Origin of the sequence: Rhodococcus sp. YH1, from assembly GCF_009939605.1 — a bacterium.
Taxonomy (GTDB): Bacteria; Actinomycetota; Actinomycetes; order Mycobacteriales; family Mycobacteriaceae; genus Rhodococcus; species Rhodococcus aetherivorans.
Genome location: NZ_WVTE01000277.1, coordinates 24,474 through 41,168 on the forward strand (window position 1 = coordinate 24,474; position 16,695 = coordinate 41,168).

Consider the following 16,695-nt stretch of genomic DNA (forward strand, 5'->3'; position numbering starts at 1 on the left):
CGGCCCTCCCCGGCGCCGCGGGCGACGAACACGCACAGGACCGGTGCCTCGGCCGGAGCGGAGAATCCCGTCGACAGCGCCCCGGCCGGCGGTCCGGCCGAGTAGGGTCGATTCCCGGACCGTGGGAGGCGTAGTGAACGAATCGACACCGGTTCCCGGAGGGGCGTGGCCGACTCTGCGCACGGCCGACTGGGCCGCGACTCGGGACACCCTGCACATGTGGCTGCAGATCGTCGGCAAGATCCGGCTGGCCCACGCGCCGATGGTCAACCACTGGTGGCAGGCGACGCTGTATGTCACTCCACGCGGGCTGGGCACCTCGTCGATCCCCTACCGGCACGCCGCCTTCGACATCGAGTTCGACTTCTGCGAGCACCGCCTGCACATCCGCTCGAGCGACGGCGGCAGCCGTTTCGTCCCGCTCACCGCACAATCGGTGGCGGACTTCTACTCCCGCACTCTGGGCGCCCTGGACGAGCTGGGCATCGCCACGCGAATCCAGGGCACCCCCAACGAGGTGGATCCGGCGATCCCGTTCGCGCAGGACCGCGAGCACAACACGTACGACCCCGATGCGGCCCACCTCTTCTGGCGGCAACTGCTCCAGGCCGACCGCATCCTCCACGAGTTCCGAGGGGACTTCCTCGGCAAGGTCAGTCCGGTGCACTTCTTCTGGGGCGCGATGGATCTCGCCTGTACCCGCTTCTCCGGACGCACCGCGCCACCGCACCCCGGAGGAATCCCCAACTGCGCCGACTGGGTGATGACCGAGGCCTACTCGCACGAGCTCAGCAGCTGCGGATTCTGGCCCGGCGGTGCGGACGAAGGGGCCTTCTATTCCTACGCCTATCCCGCGCCGGAGGGCTTCGCCGAGCATCCGGTGCGCCCGGACGCCGCGTACTACTCCGCCGAGCTGGGGGAGTTCCTGTTGCCGTACGAGGCGGTGCGGACCGCCGCCGACCCCGACGCGGAACTGCTGCGGTTCCTGCGCAGCACCTATGAGGCAGCCGCCGAGCTCGGCCACTGGGATCGGGCCTACCTCGAGCGTCGACCGCAGTGAGCACGCTCGACGAATCCGGACGGCCCGAGGACAGGGCGGGGTCGCGCGAGACCCCGCGAGCTCGCGCGACCCCCGGGGTGACGGCTCAGAGGAGATGGACCTTCTTGTAGAGGACCTTCGACGGCCCGCCGATCAGGCCGACGCTGTCGAGGAACGTCATCAGCTTGGCGCCGGACTTGCGCACGCGGTCGTGGTAGTGGGTGTTGTTCCGGGCCTCGGTGATTGCGCGGCCGCGGTCGAGGCCCGCGTTGCTGTACACGTCGGGGTGGATCATGCTCTTGACCACGAAGTACACGGTCACGGCGGTGTTGATGCGCTCGAACTGCAGGCGGGCGCGGCTCGCGCCGGCCAGGCGGCGCGCGACCTCCTCACGGGCGAACCGGATGTGCCGGGCCTCCTCGAGAACGTGGATCTTGCTGACCGTGCGCGTGACCGGCTGGACGCGTTCGTCGCGCATGAAGTCGCGCTGCATCATGTCCAGGATCTCCTCGGCGGCCATGACGCTCGCGTAGGCGTTGGCGCCCCGGAAGAATCCGCCCCACAGCCGGCCGAGGCGGTGGATGTAGCGGGCGGGACCGTAGTCCGGCATGCCGAGGCGCTCACCGGCGCGGCCGAACATGACGGAGTGACGGCACTCGTCGGCGACCTCGGTGAGGGCGAACTGGACGTGGCGGGAGTGCTTGTCGCGGTTGTAGACGTCGCGCAGCAGCATCTGCATGAGCAGGATCTCGAACCACAGACCCACGCTCGAGACGCTCGCGGCCTCGTGCTTGGTCAGCTCGATGCGCTGTTCCTCGGTCATCTCGTCCCACAGCGCGGTGCCGTACAGCGTGCTCCACTCGGGGGTCATGCCGTACTTGTCGGCGGGGACGGGGGCCTCCCAGTCGACCTCGACCGTCGGGTCGTAGGACTTGCGGGCCGACGAGGCGAGCAGGCGCTGCGCCGTCTCCTCGCGGTCGGAGAGCGGGACGCCGGGGACGAAGCCCGTGCTCTCGGCTTCCGACGGGCGGGTGAGCGATGCGGTCATGTCTCCACCTTTTTAGTGTGACGACTGGTAACTGTTAATCCGAGGTTACCTCGACGGCCGCCGTCGCACAACGGTGACTTCCGGCCCGGACCACCACGCGCACGGCACCGCGCCCGCCAGCACGGGCCGCGACGCATGCGGGCGGATCGTCGACGACGTGCCCGCCGCGAACCCGTCGGGCACGGGCACCGCTCAGTCCTGAGGCGGACGCAGCACCGACGGCCGCAGCCGGTGGAAGTCCTTGACCCGCAGCGCGCGCAGGGGACGCAGCCGGAACCGGTCGTCGCCGTCGAGCACGCCGGCGAGGGTCGAATCGACCAGCACCGTTCCCGGCCGCGCGGCACCGGTCAGCCGCGCTGCGATGTTGACCGCCGACCCGAACACGTCCCCGAACCGGGCCAGCACCGGCCCCTGCGCCATTCCCACCCGGAGATCCGGGGCGTCGGGACGGGAGCCGGACGACTCCTGCAGCGCCAGCGCGATCCGTGCGGCGTCCGCCGGATCCTAGGCGGCGAACATCACCTCGTCGCCCACGGTCTTGATCACCCAGCCGCCGCCCTGGGTCACGATCCCCGTCGCGGTCGACTCGAAGTCCTCGAGCAGGTCGTTGAGCTCGTCGGCGTCGATCCGACGGGTCAGGCGCGTGTACCCCACCATGTCGGCGAAGCCGACGACCAGGACCCGGCCGGCCGACTCGCCCCCGGCCCGCACCACGTTGCGTCCCGTCGTTGCCGCCAGGTGCCGTCGCCACACGTACAGCTGCAAGGTCTCGGTCAGGGGCAGGACCCGTTGCAGCAGTTCGTCGACGAACGACCGGATCTCCCGCTCGGAGGGGGTGGTCCCGGTGTACTCGGTCTCGAGCCGATCGAGGATGTGGGTGTTCATCAGGGCCACCTCCCACTCGGCCAGCCGCGACATGGACTGTCCCAGCGACCGCGCGGCCGCCAGTTCCAGGTCGGGGTGCAGGGCGCCGCTCGCCACGATCGCGTCGATGTTCCGCAGCGCCGCGACGTCGCCGTCCGTGAAGGTCCGCGCGTTCGGGTCCGGATCCACGGTGAATCCGAGCGCCTGCCAGAGCCGTTGGGCGCGTTCGGAGTCCACCCCGGCCAGGTCGGCGCTCTCCCGCTGGGTGTAGCGGCGCTCGCCGCCGAGCAGGGTCCGCTCGAGTTCGGCCTGCACGGCCTGCAGGAGCTCGGGCTCGAGCTCCGGTTGCTCCGACGCGCTCACGTCGCTCCTTCCCGGCCGCCGAACGTGACCGGCCGACCCAGCATGGCCCACCTCGGTTCGGGCGCGCAACGAATCCGCGAGAGTGTCGCACCTGTGTGCGACAGTGATCGCGCCTCCTGCACCACCCAGCCCGAAAGGACGTGGCATGCCGCCCCGCAGACGAGCCGGCACAACCGGCCCGGATCATCTCACCGAGGAGCAGCTCGCCGAGCTGTCCACCGCCGTCGCGGACGGTCGCCGCGCCACCGTCTATCTCATCGAGGGCATTCCGAGCCTGGGTATCGCGCCGGGCGCGTCGGCCCGGGCGGTGTCGGTGTCGGGCCGCACGGTCACCGTCCGTCCCAAGGGCGTCGACGACGAGCTGCCCTTCGAGGCCGAGGAGCTGCGTCTGACGAAGGAGCCGTCGAAGCCGGTCCGCAAGGCCGCGGATCGATCGACCCCGCGCCCCACCACCCCGCGCCCCACCACCCCGCGCACGTCCGCGTCGCAGCCCACCACGTCGGGTCCCTCCCGCGCTCCCGCCCCGAAGAGCTCGTCGTCCCCGGCATCCACCCCCGCCACGAAGGAGACCACCACCGTGCCGCCGACCGCACCCGAACCGCAGACCGGCGCGACCCCGAAGCCGAAGGCGGCGTCGCGCCGGCCCAAGAAGCAGCCCGGCGTGACCGTCACCATCACCATCGACCCCGAGCAGGAGTGGACGGTCGGTGTCGCGCAGGGCACCCGGCGCCTGAGCAAGGCCAATCCCGTCAGCCCCGACGCCGTGGAGCGCGCCGTGCTCGAGCTCGGCGACGAGGCGGCCCTCGAGGCGGTCCGGTCCGTGATCGACGCGGCGCGCCAGGCCGCGGAGGAACGCGTCGCGCAGCTCAGCCGCGAACTCGAGGAGGCCAGAAAGGCGTTGGAGAGCCTGGGATCGGGCCCGACCGGGTAGTCTGATCCGCTGATGCGGCCGGAACCGGCCGGGCGGGAGGGCTCATGTTCAAGCGCGTTGCGATGGCGATCGTCGCGGGGGTCGCACTGCTGACAGGTGGGACGGGGGTCGCGGTGGCGGCGCCGCCGGTTCCGCTCGGGGGCGGGTCGGGCATCACGCTCGGCAACGGATCCGAGGATCTGTTCGACTGCACGCTCGCCACGATCGGCAACGACCGTGCCGGCCGGCTCGTCGGCTTCACCGCCGGCCACTGCGGCGGTCCCGGGACGACCGTGAAGTCCGAGGCGGACCCCGGGGCCGGGGTCGTCGGGCGCATCGTCGGCACCAACGAGGTGCTCGACTACTCGGTGATCGAGTTCGACCGCGGCCGCGTCGCGCCGGTGAACCGGGTCGGCAACGTCACCATCACCGGCGTCGGCACCCCCGTGGGGTTCCCCAACGTGGCGTGCAAGGAAGGCCGCACCACCGGCAACACCTGTGGTGTCGTGTGGGGCGACGTGTTCAATTCCCAGGAGACCTGGACGCAGGTGTGCGTCGTCGAGGGCGACTCCGGCGCCCCGCTGGTCGTCGGCACGACGCTCGTCGCGATGGTCAACGCCTACCTGCTCACACCGTGCATCGGCCCGGAGGTGGGCACCAACTTCGTCACGATCCTCGGCGACGTCGACGCCCGGGGCGGCGTCGGCGCGGGTTACCGCCCCATCTGACGTACAGGCGCGGGCTCGTCGGCCGGCTACGGGACCGACAGCGGTAGCGGCCGGCCGACGAGGCTTCGTCTCGGGGCCGGCAGGGCCGCGGCGATCTGCCGGATCTGCGAGACGGAATGGGCGTGCGGCGTCGCCACCATGGCCGGGATACCGCTGTCGCCCGCCGCGCGCAGGTCGAGGTCGAGGGGCACCTGCCCGAGGAGCGGTGCCGCGACGGCCCGGGCGAGGCGCTCGCCGCCTCCGGTACCGAACAACGGTGTGCTCGCGTGGCACGACGAGCACACCAGCGCCGACATGTTCTCCACGACGCCCGCGACCGGCATCCGCAGGTCACGCGCCATGCGGCCCACCCGTTGGGCGACGGTCTGGGCCGCCGGCTGGGGCGTGGTGACGACGAGGAGCGCCGCGTCCGGCACGAGTTCGAGCAGCGAGAGTGTCACATCTCCGGTGCCCGGTGGCAGGTCGATGAGCAGGACGTCGAGTTCACCCCAGTACACGTCGCGCAGGAACTGCTCGATCGCCTTGTGCAGCATGGGGCCGCGCCAGACGACCGGCTCGTCGTCGCGGACGAAGAACCCGACGGACATGAGGGCGACGCCGAACGCCTCGACCGGCAGCATCGTTCCGTGCAGGGCGACCGGTGCGCGGCGCACCCCGAACAGATGCGGAACGGAGTAACCCCAGACGTCGGCGTCGAGAACGCCGACCCGCCAGCCCTGCTGGGCCAGCGCCACCGCGAGGTTGGCCGTGAGCGTCGACTTGCCGACGCCGCCCTTGCCGGAGGCCACGGCGTACACCCGGGTCGCCGAATCGGGACCGAAGGGGGGAGCGTCCGCGGGTCTCGTGCCGCGCAAGCGGGCGGCGAGCCGCCTCCGCTCGGTTTCGCTCATCGCCGTGAAGACGACCTCGACGCCGGTCACGCCGGCGACTGCCCCGGCGGCCGCGGTGACGTCGGCGGAGAGGGAGGCCTGCATCGGACACGAGGAGGTGGTGAGCCGGACGGTCACCCGGACGAGTCCGGAGCGATCGATCCTCACCTCGCCGAGCATGCCGGCCTGCTCGAGCGGCAGATGCAGCTCGGGATCCTCGACCCGGGCCAGCGCGGCACGCACCGCAGCCGCGGAGACCGCCGGGCCGGACGTCCTCCGCGACAGCAGGCTCATGTTCGCTCCTCCGTCCCGGGCGCGCGGAAGGCACGCCGGCGGGGTTTGACCGGGCGCATCAGGAACTCCGGGCGGCGCAGCCCGGACCGGCTGGGGCCGGGCCGGGTGTATGCCAGCCAGGCGCGGTAGACCTCGCGGGACCGCCGGGTGTCCACCACCACGTCGCCGTACCGGTCGTCGGTGTGGGCCTTCTCCACGCGCACCTTCTGGTGCCAGCAGTGCATGCCCGACAGCGGGTCGGGGTGCACGGCGAAGGCGAGGTTCTGATGCACGCCGGGGTCGTCCCAGTAGATCCGCTCGCTGTCCGGGTCGTCGCTGCGGAACGGCTGTACGCCCTGCTTGTAGCGCAACCGCCACACCCCGTCTCCGTCGTTGTCGAGATCGACGAGGCCCATAGCCCAACGGGATCCGGCGTTCTCGGACGTGCGCCAGCGGCCCATGTGGTGCGAGAGCGCGAGGACGCCGGGGCGGATCGACTCGGTCGCCCACACACGGGCCACGAAGTACCCGATCTCGGTGTTGACCCGGACCAGGTCACCCGTGCCTACGCCGAAGCGCGCGGCGTCCGAGGGATTCGTCCACAGCGGATGCGTGTTGCTGATCTCGTTGAGGTACTTCGCGTTCGCGGACCGGGTATGGACCAGGGTCGGCAGGCGGAAGGTCGGCACGAGCACGATCTCGTTGTTCGCCGGGTCGATCGAGCGGTGCCCGACGTGGGACTCGATGTAGCCGGGCGTGGCGTACTCCTCCCACCCGAAGTCGACCATGGTCTCGCTGAACAGCTCGAGTTTGCGCGACGGGGTGAGCCACCCGGCGGTCCTGCTGCCGTCCTCGTGGACGACACCGACGGCACCCGCCTCGCCGACGAGCGGCGGGGTCGAGTCCAGGGTGACGGGTTTGCGCAGCACCCCGTGCTCGTCCGGGTCCGCCCCCTCGGTCTCGGCGGCCGTCAGCGGCCGCTCGTCGAGCCGGTAGGTGTCCTTGGCGACCTCGAAGACGCCGTATCTGCGCATGTACTCCAGTGGGGTGAGCCCTTGGTCGGCCGCGGCCTTCGGCAGGCCGGGCACGCTGTTCTCGAACACCCACCGGTAGTACTCGTCGACGGTGACCTTCTGCCCGGGCCGGTAGGGGGATTCGAAGAACTTGCGGATGCCGAGGCTGCCGTCGGGGTCGATGCGCCAGGACAGCTCGAACCAGAACTCGTTCTCCTCCCACACCTCTCCGGGATTGGACTCGCGGGAGTCGGACACGCTCCGGCCCATGCGCTCGAGCGCCACCCGGGTGACGGGCTGGCGGAATCCGAGCCACTTGCCGGCGTACTGCTCGTAGGACTGGGTGTCGTGCCGCTCGGTGCTGTGCCCCATGGGCAGGACGTAGTCGGCGAAGGTTGCCGTCTCGGACCACGTGGGGGTGAGTGCGACGTGGCAGCCCACGAGCGATTCGTCGGTCAGGGCCTCCAGCCAGCTGAAGCCGTCGGGGTTGGTCCACACCGGGTTGTAGACGCGCGAGAAGTACATCGACAGCGTGCCGCGGCCGTCCTGGAGCAGATGCGGCAGCAGGATCGACATCTCGTTGGTCGACAGGGGGAACTCGGGGGGCCAGAGCAGCTCGTTCCAGGACTCGTGTCCCTGGGGCAGGTTCGGGCCGTGGGCGATGATCTTGTCCCAGCCGTTGGGGCTGGTGCCGCCCTTGGTGCCGACGCTGCCGGTGAGCACGTTGAGGAAGAACAGGGCCCGCGAGACCTGCCACCCGCCGAGGTTGCCGGCGGTCGCCGCCCGCCACACGTGCGCCGACAGGGCCGAGCCGGCGGTGGCGACGATCCGGGCGAGTTCGGCGATCTGCTTCTCGGGTACCTGCGCCTCCTGCGCGGCGAAGGCGAAGGTGAAGCAGGCGTAGTCCTCGGTCAGTGCGCCGACGAACACGTCGAAGTCGTCGGCGGGCAGGTCGGGGTGGCGGTGCTTCATGTAGGTGGGCCAGTTCACCCAGCGGCGCAGGAATGCCCGGTCGATGTGGCCGGTGCGCAGCAGGTACGACGCGACGGACAGCAGGATCGCCGCCTCGCTGCCGGGCCACGGGGCGATCCACAGGTCGGCGTGGGACGCGGTGTTCGACAGCCGCGGATCGAGCACGACGACCTTGGCGCCGCCCTCGACCTTGCCCTCCATGATCCGCTGCGCGTGCGGGTTGAAGTAGTGCCCGGTCTCGAGGTGGCTCGAGATCAGCAGGATGACCTTGGCGTTCGCGTAGTCCGGTGAGGGCCGGTCGTAGCCACCCCACAGGGCGTAGCCCAGCCGGGCGCCGGCGGAGCAGATGTTGGTGTGGCTGTTGTGTCCGTCCACCCCCCACGCCAGCAGGAACCGCTCGGCGAAGCCGTCCTCGCCGGGTCGGCCCACGTGGTAGACGACCTCGTCCCGGCGGTCCTCGACGATGGCGGCCCGGATCCGGGCGGCGATGTCGTCGAGGGCCTCGTCCCAGCCGATGCGCTCCCACTGCCCACTGCCGCGGGCACCGACGCGCTTGAGCGGGTACAGGATGCGCTCGGGGTCCTTGATCTGGTTGATGGTCGCGGGACCCTTGGCGCAGTTGCGTCCGCGTGAGCCCGGATGCGCCGGGTTCCCCTCGAGCCGCTTGATGGACAGGTCGGACTTGTCCACGTACGCGAGCAGGCCGCACGCCGATTCGCAGTTGAAGCAGGTGGTGGGCACCAGCATGTATTCGTGCGGCACCTTACGAGGGTGGGCCTTGGCGTCGTATTCGACGTGGTGGTCCCAGTTTTCGACCGGAGGAAAGTTCCGCAGCCGCTCGTGCGTGCGCTGACCGGGCAGCGCCGCCCCGGTCGGGGTGTGCTCCGTCTCGGCAGTCATGGGGTTCCCTTCGGGTGGGTGGTCGGGTGCCGGTCGGGCCGCTCACGACAGGGGTGGGTCCTGGCCCGCCCGGACGAACGCAGTCTCGTAGGCCAGCAGTGAGATCTGCGTCAGCAGGCCGGCCGCGACGAGGAGGACGGCACCGGCGGAGCCGTTCCACGACGGGGCGGCCAGTGCGGCCGCCACCACTGCCGGGACGATCGCCCCCAGCCAGAACAGCCGGGCGTAGCGGCCGCGGGTGATGATGTGCGCGGCCAGGGTCGCCTGCCGGCTGGCGTGCCGGCCGGAGTACTCGATGAGCAGCATCAGCAGGTGCAGTCCGGTCGAGAGCACGAAGACGCGCACGAGGAAGCCGACCGCCCCGTCGGAGAGACCCGCGAACGGCGCGACGACGAGCAGCGCCCCGGTCCCGACCATGGCGGCCTGAACCAGCAGGTGCCAGAACAACAACGGTGACTGCCACAGGTCGCGGCCCTCGGCCTGCCCGAAGAGGAAACCGGTGTAGCCGGCGACCAGCGCCCCGGAGACCAGGGCGGCCCAGGCGAGCACGGTTGCGCCCCAAGCCGATCCGAGGAAGGCGGCGAGGACCCACAGGGCGGCTACCCCGCCGAAGGCGGCCAGCGCGTAGGCGCCCCACACGAGCCACGAGGACCAGTTGGATCTCAGGAAGATGTAGAGAAAACGCTCCGGCCGCTTCAGGTCCCAGATCAGCAGGACTCCGGTGAGGGCCGCGCCCGCCATGGCCACTGCGGGCGCCGCGTAGTCACCCAGCCACCCCAGGTCGATGCCCAGGATGTGGGCCAGCCCCGCGACGGCGAGGGCGCCGGCGGCGACGGCCTTGGTCCACAGGTAGGTCGTCACGCGCCATCCCCACGGCCGGGGATGCGCGGTGTTCAGCGTGGTGCGCGCCTTCGTGGTGCGATCCCCGGGCAGGTCGGCCGCGGTCTCGCGGCGGTGCGCGTCCGGCTCGGCCCAGATGTAGGTGTCGGCGACCGGGGCGACCAGCGGATCGAGGACCGCCCGGTCGGCACCGAGATAGAAGACGTTCGGCCCGGTGTTCTGTTCCGGCGAGCGCACGGCGGTCTGCTGCGTGCTGACCAGGGTGGCGATGCCGCTGGTCGGGTCGTCGAGGTCGCCGACCCAGATCGAGTGGGTGGGGCACACCACGACGCAGGCAGGCTCCATGTCGTTGTCGACGCGGTGCGCGCACATGTTGCACTTCGCCGCGGTGTGGGTGTCCTGATCGATGTAGATGGCGTCGTAGGGGCACGCCTGCATGCAGCTCTTGCAGCCGATGCAGCGCTCGTTGTCGAAGTCGACGATTCCGTCGTCGCGCTTGAACAGCGCGCCGGTGGGGCAGATCTTCACGCACGGTGCGTCGGTGCAGTGGTTGCAGCGCATCACACCGAAAGATCTTGTGGTGTTCGGAAACTCACCGGCGTCGACGTACTTCACCCACGTGCGGAACTGGCCGAGCGGTACCTCGTGCTCGGTCTTGCAGGCGACCGTGCAGGCGTGGCAGCCGATGCACGTGCGCTGATCGATCGCGAAGCCGTAGCGCACCGTCTCACTTCTTCCGGATGAGGTAGCGGTGGACGCCGTCCTCGCTGTTGTTCTCCAGCAGTTCGTTTCCCGTGTCGGTCGCCCACGACGGGATGTCGCGTTTCGATCCGCCGTCGGTGGCCTCGACGAGCAGGATCTGCCCGGCCTCGAGCTTCTTGATCGCACGCGAGGCGAGCAGCACGGGCATCGGGCATTTCTGTCCCTTGGCGTCGACGACGACGTCGATCTGGTAGTCCACGGTCCGCTCCTGGGTTCGGAAGGGTCAGATGAAGAGGCTGATCTGGGACCTGCTCATCGCGGACAGGGCGGTGGCGGCACCGACGGGCTCGCCCACTCCCTCGAGGAGCTGGTCGCGGCGAAGGCCCAGCAGGTCCATGGTCATCTCGCACGGCCACAGGTTCACGCCCAGCTCGGTGCACATCTCGACCAGCTCGGCCGGGTGGGCCACGTTCTTCTGGCGCGCAAGTCTTTTCATCATCCAGGGCCCGGCGCCGGCCAGGTGGAGCTTCGACAGCTTCATGTGCCGCATGCCCGGCCGGTTCATGCCGGCCAGCGCCTTGGTCATCGCGTCGGTGCCGGTGATCCGGACGTCGTCGCGCACCAGGGGGAACAGTCCCCAGAAGGTGAAGAAGATCGTCGTGGACATGCCGTAGGCGGCGCCGGTGGAGCCGAGGATCAGGGTCGGCCACATTCTGTCCAGATCGCCGCTCCACGCCACGATCGTCATGCTCTCCGGGGCGTCGTCGACGTCACGCTGCGGGTTGTCCGACATGCGCCGGCCCCTTTCGTGGTTGCCGGGGAGGCCTCGTGCGGCCTTCGCGCGGAGTGTTGCGATATGTGATCCAGAACACTACATTCGTGTATGCGCATACCGCAAGATGGTTCGGAAAGTCACCCTCCCGGTGTGCGGACCACCCGCCCGTTTCGTCCCTGGGAGGACACGTGGCCGATACCGTCACAGCGTTGGAACTGTTTCGCGAGCTCCAGGCGGGCACCGTTCCCGAGATCCTCGACATCCGCAGCACCGAGGATTTCCGGGCCGGCCGGATCGAAGGACCCCGGCCCGTTCCCACTCGCCACGTCCCGGTCTATCGGGTGATGGAAGAACTCGAGGAACAGGCCGCCGTCACGCGGGCGGGCGCCGTCGTCGTCTGCGGACAGGGCAACGGCTCCGAACTGGTCGCCGAGGAGTTCGAGACGCTGGGCCTGCGCACCCGCTCCCTCGAGGGCGGTACCGACGCGTGGAACCGGCTCCTCGTTCCCGTCGAGATCACCGGACTCCCCGGCGACGTGCGCATCTGGCAGTTCCAGCGCCCGGCGAAGGCCTGCCTGTCGTACCTCGTCGGCGTGCCCGGCGGCCGCGGCATCGTCGTCGACCCCGCCAGATCGACCGAGGCATACCTGGAACTTGCTCGAATGCAAGATGTTTCGATCGTGCACGTCGTGGACACCCACGTGCACGCGGACCATGTCAGTGGTGGCCCGGCACTGGCCGCCCGGCTCGAGGCGGAGTATCACCTGCCGCCGGAGGACGCCGGCGGCATCGTCCCGTTCCCCAACCGGCCGCTGAAGGAGGGCGACGCACTCGACCTGGGGTCCACCGTCGTCCGGGCCATGACCATGCACCTGCCGGGCCACACCCCCGGCACGACGGCGCTGCTGGTCAGCGATTCGGTCCTGCTCGTCGGCGACACCGTCTTCGTCCGGGGACTCGGCCGGCCCGACCTGACCGGCCGGGCCGAGGAGCTGGCGCGGGATCTGTTCCGCAGCGTGCACGACAGGCTGCGCCCCCTCGACCCGCGAACGATGATCGCCCCGGCCCACTGGTCGAGCAGCGAGGAGATCAACGCCGAAGGACTGGTCGTCACCACGTTGGAGGAGGTTTTCACCGCCACACTGCTGAACGAGCACGCCCTCGAACGCTTCGTCGAGCAGATCGTGAACTCGCTGCCCGCAGCCCCGCACACCTACGAGACGATCCGCCGCGTGAACGCCGGACAACTCGCCCCCGCCGACGACGAGCTCGAGGTCCTCGACGTCGGCCGCAACCAATGCGCGGCAGCCACCTCGCTGAAGACCGCCCACTGAGCGGTGCGGCCACCGACGGCACCGTCGCGCTCGCCGGGCCGGCGCCCCGCCGCGATCCGCTGCCGCCCGGCCGGCGCACCTATAATCGGCACCCGACGCTCGGTTCGGAGGGGTGATGGAACAGGACATCGCGGCACAGTTGCAGGAACTCCACGCCCGAGTCTGCAAGGCCATCGCCGACCCCAAGCGACTGCTCATCATCAACGAGCTGCGGGACGGCGAACTCAGCGTCGGTGACCTGTGCGAGGCGCTGGGCTTCAGCCAGTCCAACGCCAGCCAGCATCTGTCCGTTCTCCGCGAGCGCGGCATCGTGAACGCGCGACGTTCCGGCAACAACGTCTTCTATTCGCTGCGCAGCCGGAAGATCGTGCAGGCGGTGGACCTGCTCCGGGAATTCCTGGCCGAGGACCTGGCCGACCAGGCGATCCTGCGGGGCGCCCTCGACGGCCGGGACGTCGACCTCGGCCTCGATCTGTAGGGCGCCGTCGCGCAGGCCGATTCTCCACCGCCTCGACGGATCCGCGAATCGGGTCAGCCGCAGACCGCGCCGCTCGACGCCGAACCGACCAGCTTCGTGTACTTGGCCAGCACCCCGCGGGTGTAGCGGGGAGGCAGCGGCTCCCACCCCTGCCGGCGGGACGCGAGTTCGTCCTCGTCGACCAGCACGTCGAGGGTGCCGTTCGCGACGTCGAGGCGGATCGGGTCGCCGTCGCGGACGAAGGCGATCGGGCCACCGTCCACCGCCTCGGGAGCCACGTGCCCGACGCACAGGCCCGTCGTGCCGCCGGAGAACCGCCCGTCGGTGAGCAGCAGCACGTCCTTACCGAGGCCGGCACCCTTGATCGCGCCGGTGATGGCGAGCATCTCCCGCATTCCCGGCCCGCCCTTCGGGCCCTCGTACCGGATCACCACCACGTCTCCCGCGGTGATCGTGCCGTCCTCGAGCGCGTCCATCGCGGCACGCTCGCGCTCGAAGACCCGGGCGGTGCCCTCGAACACCGACTCGTCGAACCCGGCGGACTTCACCACCGCGCCGCCCGGGGCGAGGCTGCCCTTCAGGATCGTGATGCCCCCCGTGGGATGGATGGGTTCGCTCAGTGCGCGCAACACCTTCCCGTCCGGGTCGGGCGGAGCGATCTCGGCCAGGTTCTCGGCGACGGTCCGCCCGGTGACGGTGAGGCAGTCGCCGTGCAGCAGGCCCGCGTCGAGCAGGGTCTTCATGATCACCGGCACGCCGCCGATGCGGTCGACGTCCTGCATCACGTGCCGGCCGAACGGCTTGACGTCGGCCAGGTGCGGGACGCGCGCACCGATGCGGGAGAAGTCGTCCAGGCTCAGCTCGACCTGCGTCTCGTGCGCGATCGCGAGCAGATGCAGCACCGCGTTGGTCGACCCACCGAACGCCATCACCACGGCGATCGCGTTCTCGAACGCCTCCTTCGTGAGGATGTCGGAGGCGGTGATGCCGCGGCGCAGCAGGTTCACCACGGCCTGCCCGCTGCGGCGGGCGTACCCGTCGCGGCGGCGGTCCGTCGCCGGCGGCGCCGCGCTTCCCGGCAGCGACATGCCGAGCGCCTCGGCCGCGCTGGCCATCGTGTTCGCCGTGTACATGCCGCCGCACGCGCCCTCGCCGGGGCAGATGGCCCGCTCGATCGCGTCGACGTCCTCCCGGCTCATCAGCCCGCGGGCGCAGGCGCCGACCGCCTCGAAGGCGTCGATGATCGTCACGTCGCGTTCGGATCCGTCGGACAGCTTCGCGACGCCCGGCAGGATCGACCCCGCATACAGGAACACGGCCGCCAGGTCGAGACGCGCGGCGGCCATCAGCATTCCGGGCAGGGACTTGTCGCATCCTGCGAGCAGTACCGACCCGTCGAGCCGCTCCGCCTGCATGACCGTCTCCACGCTGTCGGCGATCACCTCCCGCGACACCAGCGAGAAGTGCATCCCCTCGTGGCCCATCGAGATGCCGTCGGAGACGGAGATCGTGCCGAACTCGAGTGGATACCCGCCGGCGGCGTGCACGCCGTCCTTGACCGCCTGCGCCAGCCGGTCCAGCGACAGGTTGCACGGGGTGATCTCGTTCCACGACGAGGCCACCCCGATCTGCGGCTTGCCCCAGTCGTCGTCGCCCATGCCGACCGCGCGGAGCATGCCGCGCGCCGCGGTCTTCTCGAGGCCGTCGGTGACGTCGCGGCTGCGGGGCTTGATGTCCGGCTCGGTCGCGCTGCTCGCCTCCGGCTCGGTCGCGCTGCTCGCCTCCGGCTCGGTCGCGCTGCTCGCCTCCGGCTCGGTCGCGCTGCTCGCCTCCGGCTCGGTCGCGCTGCTCGCCTCCGGCTCGGTCGGCGTGCTCATCGCGTTCCTCCCGGTCGGGGATCACGCCCGGTCAGCGCCAGCAACCGGTCCTGCACGGCCGCGTCGTCGGGCACCGGCACGGGCGGCGCGAACAGCCCGCTCGCGGCCAGCATGTCCCGCTGCGGTTGTATGTCCTCCCACACGGCCGCCACCAGGTCGGGATCGAGGCGTTCGTCGGCCCCCACGGCCCGGGCCAGGTCCCACGTGTGGATCGCGATGTCCGCGACCTGCTGCCGCAGATAGTCGCGGACGGGCACCATCCCGTAGGACAGGTGCACCTGCTTGTCCGGGTCGGTGGACGCCCACGCGACGGAGGCGTCGACGGCGTGCCGGTCCCATTCGGCGGACAGGTCGTCGCCGAGCGGGTCGAGTTCGGCCTCCGCCTCGGCGATCGTCCTGCCGGCGAGCAGCGGCGGCACCCACCGTTGCTCGTCCACGACGTGCCGGACCAGGGTGGCGACGTCCCATTCGGTGTCGGGGGTGGGGGCGGACCAGTCGGTGACCGCCGAGAGCCGGCTCTCGAAACCTTGCCGGGCGATGTGCTGCAGTTCGAGCCAGTCGTACGACATGGATTCAGACTAGGCGGGCGGTGGCGGCGGCATCGGGTTTCCCGGCGTGCGGCGGCCCGCGATGTTCGGAAGGATCGGTGTCGCCGCACCTGGTGCGGTCCCCCGATCGTCCGGACAGTACTGGAGAAGTCATGCCCGTCCCCACCGTCGAGCTCGCCCCCGGCCTGACCGTCAGCGCACAGGGATACGGCGCGATGTCGGTCTCGCCCGCCTACGGCCCCGTCGATCTCGACGAGGCCTTGGCGACGCTGCATCACGCCGTCGACCTGGGGGTCACGTTCGTCGATACCGCGAACGTCTACGGCGACGGCACCAGCGAACGGGTCGTCGGGAAGCTGCTGCATGACCGCGGGGACGAGGTGCAGGTGGCCACGAAGTTCGGGCTCGTCGGCGCGCTGGGCAGCGGTAATCGCGGCATCGACGGCCGTCCCGAGTACGCGAAGAAGGCCCTCGACGAGTCCCTCGACCGGCTCGGGGTGGACCGCGTCGACCTGTACTACCTGCACCGCGTGGACCCGGACGTGCCCATCGAGGACACGGTCGGCGCGTTGGCCGAGCTGGTGCAGGCCGGCAAGATCCGGCACATCGGGTTGTCCGAGGCCACCGGCGACGAGCTGCGCCGCGCGCACGCCGTGCACCCGATCGCCGCGATCCAGTCCGAGTGGAGCATCGTCTCCCGGGACGTCGAGAAGAACGTCGTGCCGACCGCCGCCGAGCTGGGCATCGGCTTCGTGCCGTACTCGCCGGTCAGCCGAGGTCTGCTCACCGACGCGTTCGATGCCGCCCGGATCGGGGAGAAGGACCTGCGCCGGCGCTTCCCCCGATTCGCCGCCGACGCGCTGCCCGCGAACCTGCAGGTGCGTGCCGCGGTGCGCGCGGTGGCCGACGAGGTGGGCGCGACGATCGCGCAGGTGGCGCTGGCGTGGCTCGACGCCAAGGCGCGGCAGTTCGGGCTGCCGTCGGTGGCGATCCCGGGCAGCCGCTCCGCCGCGCGGGTCACCGAGAATGCCGGCGCGCTCGACGTGCGTCTCACCGACGAGCACGTCGCCAGGCTCGACATCCTCGCCGACGCGGTCGTGGGTGGGCGGGCCGCGGACCCGACCTGGGTGTCGTGGGGCCGGGAGTGACTACCGGCGGGTAG

General features: G+C 70.7%; 14 protein-coding genes and 1 pseudogene. 6 read left to right on the top strand and 9 right to left on the bottom strand.

From position 1 onward, the window contains the following. Positions 1-133: 133 nt before the first annotated feature. The gene (locus AIIKEEIJ_RS28735; RefSeq protein ID WP_338021029.1) at positions 134-1,060 is read left to right on the top strand and encodes a DUF5996 family protein; all 927 of its coding nucleotides are present in this window, start codon (positions 134-136) and stop codon (positions 1,058-1,060) included. A gap of 85 nt (positions 1,061-1,145) precedes the next feature. On the opposite strand, the gene AIIKEEIJ_RS28740 is transcribed toward AIIKEEIJ_RS28735, so the two are convergent. Next, the gene (locus AIIKEEIJ_RS28740; protein ID WP_161997105.1) at positions 1,146-2,087 is read right to left on the bottom strand and encodes a diiron oxygenase; all 942 of its coding nucleotides are present in this window, start codon (positions 2,085-2,087) and stop codon (positions 1,146-1,148) included. 192 nt (positions 2,088-2,279) lie between these two features. Continuing rightward, a pseudogene (locus tag AIIKEEIJ_RS28745) lies at positions 2,280-3,314 on the bottom strand (adenylate/guanylate cyclase domain-containing protein). 145 nt (positions 3,315-3,459) lie between these two features. Between AIIKEEIJ_RS28745 and AIIKEEIJ_RS28750 the strand changes: the two are divergent. Both AIIKEEIJ_RS28750 and AIIKEEIJ_RS28755 read left to right on the top strand, forming a co-directional pair. Beyond that, entirely contained in the window at positions 3,460-4,245 is a 786-nt protein-coding gene (locus AIIKEEIJ_RS28750; protein ID WP_161997106.1) for a DUF6319 family protein, read from the top strand. 44 nt (positions 4,246-4,289) lie between these two features. Next, positions 4,290-4,952, top strand: a complete 663-nt coding sequence (locus AIIKEEIJ_RS28755) for a hypothetical protein (protein ID WP_006930345.1) — start codon at positions 4,290-4,292, stop codon at positions 4,950-4,952. A 26-nt stretch (positions 4,953-4,978) separates the two neighbouring features. On the opposite strand, the gene AIIKEEIJ_RS28760 is transcribed toward AIIKEEIJ_RS28755, so the two are convergent. From AIIKEEIJ_RS28760 to AIIKEEIJ_RS28780, 5 genes are read right to left on the bottom strand one after another with little or no spacing between them, the layout of a single operon-like run. Then, entirely contained in the window at positions 4,979-6,115 is a 1,137-nt protein-coding gene (locus AIIKEEIJ_RS28760) for a P-loop NTPase (RefSeq protein ID WP_161997107.1), read from the bottom strand. After that, on the bottom strand, positions 6,112-8,979 hold the full coding sequence (locus tag AIIKEEIJ_RS28765; protein ID WP_161997108.1) for a molybdopterin-dependent oxidoreductase: 2,868 nt from the start codon (positions 8,977-8,979) through the stop codon (positions 6,112-6,114). Before AIIKEEIJ_RS28765 ends, AIIKEEIJ_RS28760 begins: the two co-directional genes overlap by 4 nt. Positions 8,980-9,021: 42 nt before the next feature. After that, a complete protein-coding gene (locus tag AIIKEEIJ_RS28770) occupies positions 9,022-10,542 on the bottom strand; it encodes a 4Fe-4S dicluster domain-containing protein (RefSeq protein ID WP_006930340.1) in 1,521 nt (506 codons plus the stop codon). 4 nt (positions 10,543-10,546) lie between these two features. Further along, the gene (locus AIIKEEIJ_RS28775; protein WP_006930338.1) at positions 10,547-10,780 is read right to left on the bottom strand and encodes a sulfurtransferase TusA family protein; all 234 of its coding nucleotides are present in this window, start codon (positions 10,778-10,780) and stop codon (positions 10,547-10,549) included. Positions 10,781-10,804: 24 nt separating this feature from the next. After that, entirely contained in the window at positions 10,805-11,314 is a 510-nt protein-coding gene (locus AIIKEEIJ_RS28780) for a DsrE/DsrF/DrsH-like family protein (RefSeq protein WP_006930336.1), read from the bottom strand. A gap of 191 nt (positions 11,315-11,505) precedes the next feature. Here AIIKEEIJ_RS28780 and AIIKEEIJ_RS28785 point away from each other — a divergent pair, with 191 nt between their 5' ends. Together AIIKEEIJ_RS28785 and AIIKEEIJ_RS28790 are read left to right on the top strand one after the other, a co-directional pair. Next, positions 11,506-12,630: an MBL fold metallo-hydrolase gene (locus tag AIIKEEIJ_RS28785; RefSeq protein ID WP_238406620.1), complete on the top strand. Its 1,125-nt coding sequence runs from the start codon at positions 11,506-11,508 to the stop codon at positions 12,628-12,630. 115 nt (positions 12,631-12,745) lie between these two features. Further along, positions 12,746-13,108: an ArsR/SmtB family transcription factor gene (locus AIIKEEIJ_RS28790; RefSeq protein WP_006930324.1), complete on the top strand. Its 363-nt coding sequence runs from the start codon at positions 12,746-12,748 to the stop codon at positions 13,106-13,108. Between the two features lie 53 nt (positions 13,109-13,161). Here AIIKEEIJ_RS28790 and ilvD read toward each other — a convergent pair whose 3' ends face one another. After that, positions 13,162-14,985: a dihydroxy-acid dehydratase gene (gene ilvD / locus AIIKEEIJ_RS28795; protein WP_202917739.1), complete on the bottom strand. Its 1,824-nt coding sequence runs from the start codon at positions 14,983-14,985 to the stop codon at positions 13,162-13,164. Then, the gene (locus AIIKEEIJ_RS28800) at positions 14,982-15,554 is read right to left on the bottom strand and encodes a TIGR03086 family metal-binding protein (RefSeq protein ID WP_006930322.1); all 573 of its coding nucleotides are present in this window, start codon (positions 15,552-15,554) and stop codon (positions 14,982-14,984) included. Before AIIKEEIJ_RS28800 ends, ilvD begins: the two co-directional genes overlap by 4 nt. Before the next feature lie 131 nt (positions 15,555-15,685). On the opposite strand from AIIKEEIJ_RS28800, the gene AIIKEEIJ_RS28805 reads away from it, so the two are divergent. Then, entirely contained in the window at positions 15,686-16,681 is a 996-nt protein-coding gene (locus AIIKEEIJ_RS28805) for an aldo/keto reductase (RefSeq protein WP_161997110.1), read from the top strand. The last annotated feature ends 14 nt before the right edge of the window (positions 16,682-16,695 follow it).